Raw genomic sequence first — 14,370 nt, forward strand, 5'->3', positions numbered from 1 at the left:
CTCACAATTTGACATCTAAAGATTGCAGTAATAGAGTTTGACCTAATTTAGCCGCAGTCATTTCTGCTATTTGAGGGGGAACGTCTCGAAATAAGTTGAAACCTTTTACATTCAAACCGTTGACCACTTCCTTCGGCTTTGGGATAGAAGAATTAGAAGTAAGTTTTTCTAATGGTAATTTTTCTACTGTTGGTACGTATCCTGAGCATAAAGTTAAAGCTCTTTCTAGTAGTTTTGGGAGTTTAGCGCCAACCGGAACTGCCATCATAAATCGACGTTTGTCGTAAATTAGAACTTTAATATTAGCAGCATTAATAACAGCATATCGTCCCCAGTCACGTTCAACTTGCGTACATCTTTCTTCTTGCCAAAGATAATATATTTGGGTATTGCGAGAGGGATGTTGATATTGGCTGAGACGGATATTCGGCACTTTCATTCCCGACGCACCTCCCATTGATGAGGGAGAAGGGAGAAAGCGTAATATATTAGGGTCAAATGTTTGACGTTTCCAGTTTAATTCTGACTCATTAGACCACTGGCAATTAGTTAAATAATCTTCAAGGGAGGCGGAATAATTTAAAAGCGACCAAGCAGATGGTGTTTCTATAAAATTCATTGCTAATTGAGAAGCAATTTTCTGTAATTCTGATACATCCTCAGCTTGTACAGCTATTCGCTTAGGTACTAATACTAATTCTTCCCTTTGTTCTGTTACCTCAATCTTGATGTTTTGTTCAACAGATTGACAAACTTTTCTTAATTTATCTATAGTGTTTGGTGTTCTAAATCCTGCTAAAATAGCTTGAGGAAAACCAGCGCTAGGTAATCTTATTAATACAGGGGGAGTGACATAAACTTTTCTGTTATTGTCAGTGAAATCAAATTCACAGTGACCCAATGAATCCAGAGCGCGAACAGTTGATAATCTTTTGTCTTTAATGTCATCCCCCTCCTCACTACAAGCAGTTCGATTAAGACTGTAAAGATAATTAAATGCCTGTTTAAAAGATAACCAAGGCATTTCCTTTTTAGCAGAAATGACATAGAGTAGTTCGTCGCTATCCCTGGACACGCTTTGCCTCCTTTTGGAATTTTCCCCATAATTGATTCAGGCGAATATCGCCGATAGGAGGCAGAGTTCGTTTGTGATTATCCAACAAGATTTTTTTCCAAACATACAATTTTTTATGATCTTTACAAGTTGATAGCTTCGGCTCTGATTCTTTTAAGCTTATGCCACAAAACATTGCTTTATCAAAAAGACTTCCTTTGGCAATAGCCCAAACAGGATACCAATCAATAGGTAATGATTCTTCTGGATAAATTGCAACTTGCCCTGGTTCTTTACCCACAAAAACAATGCGTTGCTTTCCTTGAATTGGCAAGAGAGTATTGAAGTTAAAAGCAGGACAATCAACTCCCTTTACCAATGCTCCAATCACCCCTGGAGAATTGTCATCTAGATTTGTTGTCACCGACGAACTAAAATTGTCAATATATGGCGTCTTAATGCTGGTGAGTAAAGGAAAATGTTCTACTAAAAACAGAGAGAAACGCTTAATAATATCTTTACCCTTACAGGCTTCAATTTCAAGCTTGGTGTCGCCTGGAATATCTGGAGAGAGTTCATAAATACCTTCTCCCGATTTGTCTTGTAACAGTTTGCGATTGCAATATACTTTTACCGATTCATCACCACCTTGTAAAACTAATTTTGGTGGTGCGAATTTAAAGAAATAGTTTCCTCTGTCAAGGCGTACACCACCTTCGAAATAAAGCCTGATGCTAGTCGAAAATGACAAGATAGGATATTCGCTTTTTACTATTTCATCACTATGGGCAGCAGCCACTTTAAATAAGTGCCATCCGGTAGGTAAACCTTTGACAGTATGCAATTTCTCAAACCCTTCACAACTGGATGCACCCCATTTTTCTAGCAAACTGCAACACTCTTGCTGAACTGCTAAATAAAAGGGCAAACCTTTAGGAATTCGCGCTACTTCTACAAGTCCTGCTAACCCCAAACTTCTGCCTTCAACAAACACTCGGATTGGGGAAGCCGGCAACTTAAAACACCATTGTTTGTCAGTGGATTCCATCCGCAAACCCTGACACCAATCCAACTGGGAGGCGTCGATATTTTTACTATTTAATTCCCAGCGGATGGGTGAAGACCAACCATTACCCTGTTCGGTGCAAGAGTAAGAATCGTGATTAGAATTCAAAATCAGACCATCTTCAGGAAATTCATGCTTTGTCGTACAACGTAAGGTGAAGCTGGCACGTTTGGCAATCAAGTCGAGTTTGCAACACAGTCTTAAAACACCGTAAACCTGAGTTCTTCCCTCAGACGGTATTTCGGTAGTTCCATCCCAAGTGCATAACTCATCAACAATCCTTTCAATCAGTGCGTGACGTAGTTCATCGCCTTCGCTGGTTTCTTCCAGTAATCGCAACGTTCGTCTTCGCAGATAGTTACGTCCGTGTTTGACTAACAAACAAGCTGTATGTCTTTCAGAGGCAAGGGAAATAGGTTCTAAGCCTGCTTGTGCAAAAATAACGGGTAGTGCCTTCAGTTCCCTCTGCGTCAAAAGAGTTTGGGCGATGGGTATACCGACGTGAACCAACCTACCAGTAATGTTGGCGTTGAAAATGCCCAGTTCACCTGATTTATCGACATTTGCCCATTTCTCTAAATCTTTCCAGAGTGTTTGCATCTGGTCAAAGTGGGGAAATGGTCGGGATGTCGGTTCTTCACCCAGTAATTCCCGCAAGCGGGGATAGTAGGCTTTAGAAGAAAAATCACCTTCAGTACCCGCTGCCAAAACAAATAAAGCTAAGTAGCCTATGTATGGAGGATAACCTTGTCGTTGGTATCGCCATTGCGGGTTTTCCATACTCCCCCAGGCTTTTTTACAGATACCATTTATATTTATTGCATTTTTGACTGTTTGGATAAAGTCTTGGTAGGCAACGCCTTTAGATGCGGCTAAGGAATTAATTAAATCCTCTGTGACGTAAAGATAAACAGTACGCGCAGCCATTTCTGGGTTGAAGAAATGCTGTGCGATTTTATCGTTCCACTCTGAGTAATTTATAGTAGTTTTTACAGATAGATTTATAGTTTTCATGTACTTATTATAATCTGTATATTTATTGGTATTGCATAAAGTTCTACTTTTCACAAGACGTGAAAAACAGAGTTTAGTTCATAGAAGATTTATGCGCGCCTTATTGACGCGAATTTTGAACCTAGTAGTTCGCCACACACGCTATGACGAGGTAATGAAGGTATGGGGAAGTATGACGGCGTAATGATGGGATGGTACAGATGCAGTTATGGGAGAGTTTCTCTCTACCTCCCCACTTCTGGATTAATCAAAACGTCACGGTATAATTTCTGAGATACGAGTGGGACAGCAACGATAAACCTATATCTACTAGTCTGTTTGCGGGAGCTTTTGGTTTAGATCTGGGGATCGAGCAGGCAGGTTTCCACACGGTAAGCCTGGTATAAATAGATTCTGATGGGACAAATACCATTGGAACTTTAGTTTGGAGACAAAATTGTTCAAAAGTAATTTCCTCCCTACAGCAATCACATTTAGTTTATGAACATGAAATTCCGCTTCATTTTCCATAGACAAAAATGGAAAATGAAGCGGCACCGCAGTTTTTCAGTTCTTGGATGAAAGGCTATTGGCTATCGGGGAGTGTTTGCGCCCTTGGGGGCGATCGCGCTCATCAGCGTTTTGATGATTGCCAAATTTTTTCATGCACAAAAGAGTGTTTCTTGAGGATGGCAAAATTTGGATACAGCATGATGGAACACAAATACAAGTCTGTGTAGTGATCCGGTTATATCATGTCCGTTCAAATAACCGTCATTGCGACTGAAGGGAAGCAATCCCAAAAACCTTGCGATTGCTGAGTCCCAAGGGGACACGCTGCGCGAACGTTTCACTTCGTTCCACTCGCAATGACATATTAAGGGTGATTTGCCGGACATCATATTACTCAAGGGTAAAGCTAGGCTTACCAGTTCGTTCCATTAGCAATAATCCCAATCAGATTCAAGTTACTCAAGATTTCTGTAGCTTGAATGAGTTTGTTGCAGGTTACCTGCCCCATCCGCCCTACCATAACAATCTGATTGCAAAGAGATGCCAGGATTGTGGCATCAACTGTGCCGAGAATAGGAGAAGTATCTATAAGCACGAGGTCATAAGTTTGCTCGAAAAATTCCAACAATTCTTTCATCCGTGCAGAACTTAATAGCTTAACTGTATCTTCTAGTGTCGGTCCTGCAGTCAAAACATCAATGGAGGGATGAATAGGCTGCATGTATTCCAAAACTTCGGAATTTCTTTCCTCAACTAACAACAACGATAGACCCCAATCATTGGTTAATCCCAAAATTGTGTGCAGATTTGGCTGTCGCAGGTTGGCATCAATTAATAAAACCCGTTGATGCATACGGGCAGCACTGACTGCAAGTCCCAGCGCCAAAGTTGACTTCCCTTCTCCAGATGTTGCTGAAGTAAGCATCACAGATTTGTGGCGAACACAAGACTTTGATATGTGAATGTTTTGGTACGCCATATCCAGCGTTTCGTGGGAGGGTAACAAGCCGTAGACGTTGAAGTGCTTTTCGTCAGATATGGCTTGTGATGAGAAATGAGTTATGACTCGTCGCAAGGATCGGCGAAACGACCTCTTTTTTGTACTCAGCTGTGATAGTTGTGGGACTGTCCCTAATAAACGAAGGTTTGTCAGCCTCTGTAACTCTTGTGGAGAAGAGATAACATCCTTGGATTCTGATATCAGGGCTGTGCCAATACCTAAAATCGGTGCTAAGAGCACTCCTGCAAGTAATATAGATAGCTTGTTGCTATCTAGATAGTTTTCTACTTGAGGTTGTTCCAATACTTGGAAATGAGACTCTCCTTGAGCGATCATCAATCCTAGAGATTGTTGTGCTGTCATGAGTTGCTCAAGTGTTTTGCGATTCGTTTCTACTTCTGGTAGCAGACGGTTGTATTGTGCTATTAAACTTGGGTATTTGCTTAGTTCAGCACGAATTTGCTCTTGTGAGTCAGCAAGACTCTTTTCATTGGCACGCAGCCCTAAGATTGCTGTCTGTACCTGAGTCAAGTCTTGCATCAGCTTCAAGTCAGCTTCTCCTACTTGCCTTGTAGTCTGTTGTAGTTCTTGCGTACCAGACGATATTTCTGTATCCAACGGCTTTTTTTGAAATAAAGTATCTGATATCGCTTGCATATCTTTGTCTCCCAGCGTTCGTCGAATCTCTTCTTGCAAAAGCGCGGCTAGAGTTCGTCGCTGCTGTATCAGTTTTTGGACTTCTGGATAGTTATCTGTATAACGTAACCGTTCTTGAGCTAAAGCTAAATCAGTCTTTTGAATCTCATTAAGTAGTGTTTGATAACGGGTTGACTCACTCAGACGAAAGGAGACAATAGCATTTTTAGGTAAGGACGACAATTGTTCTTTTAAGTTGTCGTAACGAGCTTGTAAGTCTTTAAGGTGTGCACGGGTAGTTCTTAACTGTTTTGTGATGTCAGCAAGAGATTCAAGAAGAATTTTGCCTTGTACCTGCGGATCGAGTAAATGATTTTTGTTGCGAAACTGTTCCAAATTTTTATCCGCTTGAATCATTTTCTTTTTGACTTCGGACAATCTTTTTTTGATAAAACTAAGCCCTTTTGAAAGACTCTGTTTTCGTTGCTCTATGTTATCTTCCTGATATACCTTTTGTAGAGATTTCAGAACCTTTTCTGCTCTGACTGGATCGTTGTCTTTGAAGGAAACTTCAAAGACTTGACTCATCACTTTGTTGTCCCCTGTCTGTGCCTGTAATGGCGTAACCACTAAAGCTGCTTGTTGACCTTTATTACCTTTTATATGTTCAACTGTCAAATCTGGATACTCAAAACGAAGCAAATTAACTGCTTTTTGAATCAACTTGGAACTCAGCATAAGCTTTTGCTGAGTCATGTCGTTAATAATGTCAAGATTAGTATTAGTAAAATTGCTTTCTGCTCCCTGTTGGGTATGACTTGAGCGTACCCCTTCATTTAGCTTAGAATTTACTAGTATTTGTATAGTACTTTGATATGTCGGTTTTGCACTTAAAGCCAGAACGCTTGCAACCGACATGACTACGCCAGAAACACCTAAGATTTGCAAGCGTCGGCGAAACAGAATTGTAGAGAGTTTTCTGCCTTTAACTTTGCTTTGTGGAGAAGTAATAATTATTTTTCTGTGTTCCAGACTCATGTCAGCTACAATCAAAGTCCTCTGAATTATATCGAATTACTTTTTCTACAAGATTGTGAGAAAATTTTGACAGTTTATACAAGTACACTCAAAAAAAAGAATTCGGAATATCTCTTACCCAGACGCTGTGCAAACGGATTTTGAAATTCAGGTACAAGATGTCACCTCTGCTGAAATATTTTCATTTTCATTTCAACCTAAGTGAAGAATATTGAAATAGTCAACTGTCTCTGTCTATCTTTACCGTCTCGTTACGATTCCAGATTTTTTATCTTGTGATTTTTGATAAACTGTTTATACCATCAGTTGACTCTTCTTCTCTTTGTGATTAATTTGACTAGTATTGCTCCAATCAACTTACTAGTTTTTGTTATTGATATAATCATAAGAGTATTGAAAAATACTTAAAAAGAGACTGAGCATTTATATGCTGATGTTATCCGATTAACTCTAAATGCTCGTTATAACAAGCTAATCAAAGCAAAAAATGAATATTTTGGAGTTGAGAATAAGACCACTGCTTCAATAAGAACAAGCATTTTTTTCATCCGTTTGTTTGATGACTAGTTTAGTAAAAATAACAATTGTATACAGTATGTTGACTAGTCATAGGGAAAATAGTACTTTTTGAAGTTTATAGATATGTGTTTTCATTTACTTCCAAACTAATAAAACACCGAAATTTTTTTGAATTCTTGAACTATAAAAATTAAATATTTTATGAAGATGGGCGCAAATGAGTAGAAAAGAAAAAGATTGCTTGATATCAAGCCTATTAAAAGCTCTAGCAGCACAAGGCGGAATTCAATCCGGGATTGCGTCCCGCCGCGCTAACAAAATTCGCTGCATGCGGCACGCTGCTAACACATTCAAAACGAATACAGCGTAAGCGTTTTATTGATTTGGAATGGGTGCTTTATCAGTTACCAGTTACCAGTTACCAGTTACCAGTTAAGTAGCTCAACATAATTAAATGTAAAATGTCATTGCGAATGGAACGAAGTGAAACGCAAGCGCAAAGCGCACGCTAAGATCGAAAGCACAGCGTGTCCCTTTGGGACTCAGCAATCGCAGTATTTCTATTTTAAGTTTTTTTAGGTTGACCTACTTACCAGTTATCACTGTTCATGGTTCATTGTTTACTGTTAACTGTTCACTGTTCACTGTTCACTGATTTAAGCCATAGCCTCCGCCTTTTTTAATTCTTTATCCCGCCGTCTAGGTACTTCATAAGTCATAAAATCATATGCCATATTAGTATTGGGAAAAATAGCACGAGCTTCCTCAAGTAAATCTTTTAACTCTATTTCATTTCCGGGGGCATACCGAGGACTAAAATGTGTCATGATGAGTCGATTTACCCCAGCAGCTAAAGCAGTTTGTGCTGCCATTGTGGTTGTGGAATGTAACCGTTGAAAAGCCATTTCTGCATCTTGATGGGCGAATGTCGCCTCATGAATTAACACATCTGCATCCTGTGCCAATTCGACTGCACCGTCACAATAAAGTGTATCTGTACAATAGGCAATTTTGCGTCCAATTTCTGTCGGTCCACACAGTTCTTTACCGTCAATCACTCGCCCATCAGCAAGAGTCACGACTTCACCACGTTTGAGTTGACCGTAAATGCGACCGGCAGGAATTTCCAACGCTTTGGCTTTCTCTACATCAAAACGTCCTGGTCGGTCTTTCTCTAAAACACGGTAGCCAAAACTAGTAACGCGATGATGCAAAAAACCACAGCTTACAATGAATTCATCATCTTCGTAAATCACGCCTGGACGTACGGCATGAACTTTGACCGGATAAGAAAAGTGGGTGTGGGAGTAGCGCGAGGCGGCTTGTAGGTAGTCATTTAATCCGGGTGGGCCATAGATATCAACGCGTTGTACATTTCCTGCTAAGCCACAACTGGCGAGAAGACCCATTAAGCCAAAAATATGATCGCCGTGCATATGGGTGATAAAAATTCGGGAGAGTTGGCTGACTCTAAGATCACTCCGCAAAATTTGATGCTGAGTTCCTTCACCACAGTCGAATAACCACATCTGAGCACGTTGTGGTAACCTCAGGGCGACACTGGAAACATTGCGCGATCGCGTAGGTACACCGGAACTCGTCCCTAGAAATGTTATCTCCACAGCCTTCTTTTGCCTTCCTCTTACTGCATTTGGCACTCTCTTTTCTATAGTACAGCGCGGCGTAAATAAACCACCCATTCCAAATAAACGAAACGCTTACGCCGTATGAATTTTGCGAAAAGTTTTGCGCCGGGAAACCCCTTCGGGTTCGCCAGTCGCCTGGCTGTCGGGAAACCCTCCCGCAGCGCTGGACTCACCGGACGCGCAAACTTTTCAAGACGAACTTTGAATTTTGAATGAGCGAATTCCGCGAAGCGGTAATAGTGGCATGGAAAATGCAAAAAACCTTACCCTGCCTCCAGCTTCCCTCACGCGCTTGCGCTACAACGGGGCGGCACGTTATGTTCCCCCGCTTGGTTGACGACCAAGCAACAGCAGAGTTGATGAAACGGTTTTATCGGGGGATGTTGCAGGAAAAGTTAACACCTGAGGCAGCTTTAAGACAAGCACAGGTGGAGATGTCGCAGATACCGCAGTGGAGTTCTCCTTATTATTGGGCGGCTTTTGTGCTTCAGGGTGACTGGGGTTTTGCAAGCTGGCGATCGCTCACTTTGTATAGTTTTTACAAGAATAGCGATCGCTTGTGTAGTTTTTACAAGAATAGCGATCACTTTATCATTGATCGCTCACTTTGTGTAGTCTTTACAAGAGTAGCCATCGCTTTTTTGACGCCAGCCAAGATAATTCGCAAAGAGTGCCTTTGGGAAAAACAGGCGATCGCGTAAATTTGCCTTTGAGTTGTTGAGCAATATACTTAAACTGCCGCGTTCCTTGACCTTCTTCGTATGATTTAATACTCAGTCCGTTATCTTTAATCCTCAGGGTGTACCAGCCATTGTCATTTTCGTAAATCACCTCTAGACGGGTTAGTCCTAGGGCGTGTTTGCCGACATTGCACAAAGCTTCTTCCAGAAATCGGCACACACCTTGCTTTTGTTCGATACTCAAGTGTCTATCTTCTATTGGCTCAAAGGTACGGACTTTGAACTTAAGAGTTTTAAAACAGGGAAAGTCTCGCTCTAAGGTATAGTTGTAAACTTGATAGAGAATGTCGTGAAGAGGATTTTGTAAATTGAGTTCTATACCACTGCCAATATAAAGACGATTCTCTTGATTTTGCGGTTCTCGTTGCAAAAACTCATAGATGCCCCGTAGCTCATAGTTTAATTTCTCCAAATCTTTTTCAAGTTCGCAAAGTAATTCGTCTGGTGGCAAATCTTTCCCATCTTTGACACGTCTCAAAGCTTTAGCCAGAGTTTGTAATGGTCCATTATGAATTGTTTCAAATGTGCGTTCAATTCTTATTTGACGAACGTTCATTTTAGCTTGAAAAGTTTGGTCATATTGAAACAAAGCGGTGAGTCCTACACCATTTAAAGTCAACACTAGTATTGCTGGTATCACTGGAACCCAGCAACCCCAAATGAGTAGCAGCAAATAACTACTTCCTATGAGGTTAATGCTAGCAATACTAACAGCCAAAAGATTTATTAACGGATATTTAGTGAGTCTGGCGAAATAAATTCCTACTAAACCCCAACCTATAACCCAAATATACTCCCATTCTTTTGTCCATGCATTTATGAGTGGTCGTCCGTCAAGTACTGCACTGATAATCTGGGAAGTTTGATGAGCTTGAATTTCTACTCCATAAACTCGTCCCGGTGGGGTTTTGGTAGATGCTATTGTGGAAGTTGAGATCAGGTCTTTTACGCTAGAAGCAGTCATGCCAATAATGACAATGCGATCGCGTATCCACTCTGGCTTAAAGTTCCCCGTTTTGATATCATTCAGACTGACTGTTCTAAATCGCTCTCGACCGTTCTTAAAATTCAGTAAAACTTGAACCCCACCTGCATCTGCTTTGACATATCCCCCAGAGTTGGGCAAAAAGCGCGGTAACTCAGTGTTAGCAAATCTCATAGTATCGCGATCGCGTAAGCCATTCTCCAGGCTGATACCTTCATGGGTTAAATAAGTTTCTGCCAAGCGTAAAGACAAAGAAAATTTGTATCCTTTAGGCGTTGGCGTTCCCAGCAGGCTGCGTCTGAGTTTACCGTCTGTATCCGTCATTTGATCCGCAAAACCAATTTGTTCAGAAGACAAATAGGGTGTTGGCTCGACTTTATCTGGTAAAACTTTTTCAATAGCAATCAAATTTCTCATACCCTTGAATGCAGCAATCATCTCAGGGTTATCTGGAGGAACTGGCAAGTTTCTATACAGATCAAGACCGATGACTCTGGGCTTGTACGTCTGCAACTTTACCAGTAGCGCTGCCAAGTCTCTATCTGGTACGGAATATTTTTTTATACTGCGGATATCATCTTCATTAATTCCCACAATCAGAATTCGTTCATCAATAGGTTCTGATGGACGCAGACGTAGAAAAGTATCAAAAGCTAGCCATTCCAAAGCTTGTAATGAACCAGTCAGACGGGCTATGATCACAAGCCCAATGATTAGAATTCCTGTTGATGCACCTAAGCGCCAAACAAAAATTTCCTCTTTAACTTTTTTCCACATGCTGGGATACATGAGCTTATTAAATTAATAATTCGTAATGGTTAACAGGGGAAACCTTGTTAACCATTACTGAGTATTAATTTCAATTCCGGAACTCATTAATATCTTTTTGAAAGAATAAATATAGATAAGTTATCAATCAATTAATCCTTCAACTCTTGCTCGCATTTCAGTCTGAATTCGGATATTTTTCCCCTCATCAGGATAAACGCCTAAAGCGTCTTGCAGTTTAGTCCAGTAGTGACGTACCATCCGTTCTGAAACACACAAGCGTTCAGCGATCGCCTTATCTTGTAACCCTTCTTCAAATGCTAACCTCAGCACTTGAAGCCACTCTGGTTTCACTTCTAATCCTACGAATGTTCCTTGAAGATCTTTGGTATGAGTTAATGCCTGTAATGCCCAATCAACTCTAGTCAACATTTCCTTGCTAGAAAGACTTTTATCAGCAATTGTAAAGCCTCCTTTATGAGCATCAATTTCAGGTCTAATCCGCACGAGGGTTTTGACGTGAGCGCTTTGAACAACCAGATTCAGGTTAGGATGGTTTGTCATCAAATTCCTTAACAGTTGAAGACCTGTATCAGGTCGTGCTATCATCCCTAGGCTTTCTGGAATAGAAAGATCCATAACAACAAGATCAGGCTGCAAGCTATTCACTACATTTAGAACACTTTGTGCAGTTTGAGCAGTGATGATTTCAGCATCTGGGTACTTAGTGTTAAGTACCCAGATTGTTCCCCCCAAAACAGATTCATGGTCATCAACCACAAGAATTTTTAATAATGCTTGCTCTATTAAAGCTTGAGTCATCATCAACATCCTCACAATATAGTAGGGAGTAGGGAGCACCCGAGCGCTTAACGCTTAGAAGACATGTGAAAGTCTGGTGATTTCCGTATTTTCTCGTTAGTTTATGTCCTAATCTACGTGGCAACTGCTATAACTATAAAACTGGTACTGACCAGCAGAAGTACCAAGCAACGCTGTTACTATTACTTTGACGAAAAGTTTTTCCTGATGTTAAGAACCGAAAAGTTTCACAAAGATAACTTAATTCTGGTAGACTAGAATAAAAGCTAAGTGCAGATACATCCGGATAAGTAATTTTAACCATAAGTTGACCAAGATTTTCCAGTTGTTTCAAGCTAATATTAATAGATAATTCCGTCACAACTTCTGGCACAGTTATTGCTAGTAACTCTTCTAAAGTCCTTAAAACTATCAGACTGCTTTCGGCTGGCTCATGTCGCCAACTCTTAGGCATCTCTATATCAAAATAGAGATGAGGATGGGAGTGTACCCACGGTTCAATTGTGGACTCAATCGCCAATGGCAAGCTATCTTGAAGGTATGCCGGGAACAAGCGATCGCTCAATTGTGCTAAGGAGAGATGAAAACTATTAGTCTTAGTTAAGCATTCTTGAGTTTGGCAGAATGATAACCCCTGATTTTCTACTGGTAAAAGTTCTAGGCTGCGGCGTATAGTGAAAAATTCTTGTAGTAAATTGTCCCGAATAATCTCTGCTTCTAGAAAAAGTTTCAGAGACTGCCTACAAGACCACCACTGCAAGGCATGTTGAGTTCTATAATAAGACCTGACAAACCAAATGAAAATCATGGTGCAGACAACGACAAGTATAATTTGCATACATAGTAAGCAGACCACGGGTGACCACTGTAATTATTGATTGTCCTAGTTTAAGACACAAAAGCTAAGTAAGACATTGTATATTTATGCCAAATTAGTTGTTTAAAGATACCATTTTTATTTCCTAAAAATTCATCAAAGAAATACCTCTGTTGTAAATACACTTGAGTTAACCAGAAAAAGAAAGTCAGAAAAAGTACTTTTTCTGACTTCACCTTACTTACTGAGCATCTCATAAATCTGTTATTAGCCTCGCTTTTCTCAGCAAGAATTGCAGGGCTGTTTCTTCTTTGGAAATAATATCAGCTTTGGCATCCATTCCTGCTTGGATAGAGCATTGATGCTGATGTTGACCAAATTTTCGCGCCTGGGGTTTAACTGTAGCTTCAAAATAGCCAACAGCAGGCGTTGTTCCAGTTGTGCTACCTGTATTGTTAGCTTGAGGTGTCATTGCGTCTGGAGAAATGGCGCTGACAACACCATTGAGAGTACCATAATCAGGGTAGGGACAAGCATCAACTCGCAGTTGTACTTTTTGACCAACTTCGACTTTTTTAATATCAGCAGCAGAGACCATTGTTTTGATGACCAGTGGAGCATTCTGAGGAACAATTTCAGCAATAGCTTCGCCCGGTCGTACTACCTGACCAGGGTTTCGTAAGTTTAGCTTGAGAATTGTTCCGTCACTTGTTGCACGAACAATGCTACTTTTTAATTGAGTATCAAGTTGTTGAATTTCTTTTTGAGATTGGTTGAGTTGACTTTGCACTTCAACTTGTCGCTGCTTTAAAGCTTCTCTTTCTCTTCTCAAAGTGGCAATAGTTGATTCACCTTTGGCAGTTTCTTGGGCAATACGTTCAGAGGCAATCTTAATCATTGCTGTACTGGGATTGAGTGCAGCTTCGGCTGATTTTACCCTAGCTTTAGCAATGTCAACAGCTTTTTGTTCACCCTCTAATATTGCTTTTACCTGCTCAACAGCGAGTTTTTTCTGTTCAAATTCACGCCGAGCGATCGCTCCGATTTCTGAAAGCTGTTTGTATCGATCGCGATCTACTTTAGCAAACTCTAAATCAGCATGAGCTTTTTGCACATCCGTCTGTGCTTTTTCAAAACTTGCTTGTGCTACTAGCAATTCGTTTGTTGTTGTAATTTGACGCTCTTGATACTCCCGTTGATTGCGTTCCAAATCTGCTTTAGCAGAAGCAACTGTTCTGTCTATAACTCTCTTTTCAGCGAGAATCTGAACTTCTAAACTCTTGATTTGGGCATACATTTGAATCAGTTGTAGCTTACCTTGTTCGAGACTACCTTGCAACTGGCTCTTTTTGATGAGTAGTTGCTCATCATCAAGGCGAGCGATCGCATCTCCCTGCTTAACAAGCTGATTTTCTTTGACAAGGATACTTTTAACAGTACCTTCCATTTCCGGCTGGACCAGTCGGGTGTCTCCCACAGGACGCACAGTTGCTGGAGCTTTCACCGTAACATTGTATTTCACCCATGAAGATACGCCCATTGCAGTACCAACAGTCCCGACGAGAAACATTCCAGCCATTGATGTCCACGGACTAATAGGGGGAAGAAACTCGTCAGTTTGAATACTAGGGAGGAGTTTTTGATTGTGACCGTAGAGCATATATTATCACCAGTTATCAGTTATCAGTGAGCCAGCGCGAATGACGGCTTTCCCGACCTAGGCGACTGCGTAAGCGCAAGCGCACGCGGCTTGGGCGTAAGCGCAAGCGCACG

The 14,370-nt window shown here is 40.8% G+C and carries 10 protein-coding genes; 2 read left to right on the forward strand and 8 right to left on the reverse strand.

Annotation, left to right across the window (positions count from 1 at the left end; translation table 11 throughout):
- Position 1: 1 nt before the first annotated feature.
- Together AC5590_RS28860 and AC5590_RS28865 are read right to left on the reverse strand one after the other, a co-directional pair.
- Positions 2–1,075, reverse strand: coding sequence for a hypothetical protein (locus AC5590_RS28860; protein ID WP_169266744.1), 1,074 nt, complete (start codon positions 1,073–1,075; stop codon positions 2–4).
- Complete coding sequence (locus AC5590_RS28865; RefSeq protein ID WP_169266745.1) at positions 1,062–3,134, reverse strand: hypothetical protein; 2,073 nt, start codon at positions 3,132–3,134, stop codon at positions 1,062–1,064. Before AC5590_RS28865 ends, AC5590_RS28860 begins: the two co-directional genes overlap by 14 nt.
- Before the next feature lie 518 nt (positions 3,135–3,652).
- Here AC5590_RS28865 and AC5590_RS28870 point away from each other — a divergent pair.
- Positions 3,653–3,853 carry a hypothetical protein gene (locus tag AC5590_RS28870; RefSeq protein WP_169266746.1) on the forward strand — a complete coding sequence of 67 codons (201 nt, stop codon included), beginning with the start codon at positions 3,653–3,655 and terminating at the stop codon, positions 3,851–3,853.
- Between the two features lie 185 nt (positions 3,854–4,038).
- Here AC5590_RS28870 and AC5590_RS28875 read toward each other — a convergent pair whose 3' ends face one another.
- Together AC5590_RS28875 and AC5590_RS28880 are read right to left on the reverse strand one after the other, a co-directional pair.
- Positions 4,039–6,300, reverse strand: coding sequence for a GumC family protein (locus AC5590_RS28875; RefSeq protein WP_169266747.1), 2,262 nt, complete (start codon positions 6,298–6,300; stop codon positions 4,039–4,041).
- A 1,175-nt stretch (positions 6,301–7,475) separates the two neighbouring features.
- Complete coding sequence (locus AC5590_RS28880) at positions 7,476–8,441, reverse strand: ribonuclease Z (RefSeq protein ID WP_169266752.1); 966 nt, start codon at positions 8,439–8,441, stop codon at positions 7,476–7,478.
- 236 nt (positions 8,442–8,677) lie between these two features.
- On the opposite strand from AC5590_RS28880, the gene AC5590_RS28885 reads away from it, so the two are divergent.
- The gene (locus AC5590_RS28885; RefSeq protein ID WP_211178585.1) at positions 8,678–9,166 is read left to right on the forward strand and encodes a CHAT domain-containing protein; all 489 of its coding nucleotides are present in this window, start codon (positions 8,678–8,680) and stop codon (positions 9,164–9,166) included.
- Here AC5590_RS28885 and AC5590_RS28890 read toward each other — a convergent pair.
- The 4 genes from AC5590_RS28890 to AC5590_RS28905 form a co-directional block, all read right to left on the reverse strand.
- Positions 9,084–10,979: a sensor histidine kinase gene (locus tag AC5590_RS28890; protein ID WP_169266748.1), complete on the reverse strand. Its 1,896-nt coding sequence runs from the start codon at positions 10,977–10,979 to the stop codon at positions 9,084–9,086. The two genes, AC5590_RS28885 and AC5590_RS28890, sit on opposite strands and share 83 nt — an antisense overlap.
- A gap of 123 nt (positions 10,980–11,102) precedes the next feature.
- Entirely contained in the window at positions 11,103–11,780 is a 678-nt protein-coding gene (locus tag AC5590_RS28895; RefSeq protein ID WP_169266753.1) for a response regulator transcription factor, read from the reverse strand.
- A gap of 133 nt (positions 11,781–11,913) precedes the next feature.
- Positions 11,914–12,618 (reverse strand): hypothetical protein, encoded by a 705-nt coding sequence (locus tag AC5590_RS28900; protein ID WP_248277304.1) that lies wholly within the window; start codon positions 12,616–12,618, stop codon positions 11,914–11,916.
- Between the two features lie 232 nt (positions 12,619–12,850).
- On the reverse strand, positions 12,851–14,257 hold the full coding sequence (locus AC5590_RS28905; protein ID WP_169266749.1) for a beta-barrel domain-containing protein: 1,407 nt from the start codon (positions 14,255–14,257) through the stop codon (positions 12,851–12,853).
- Positions 14,258–14,370: the final 113 nt, after the last annotated feature.

This window comes from Brasilonema octagenarum UFV-OR1 (assembly GCF_963888615.1).
Classification (GTDB): Bacteria; Cyanobacteriota; Cyanobacteriia; order Cyanobacteriales; family Nostocaceae; genus Brasilonema; species Brasilonema sennae.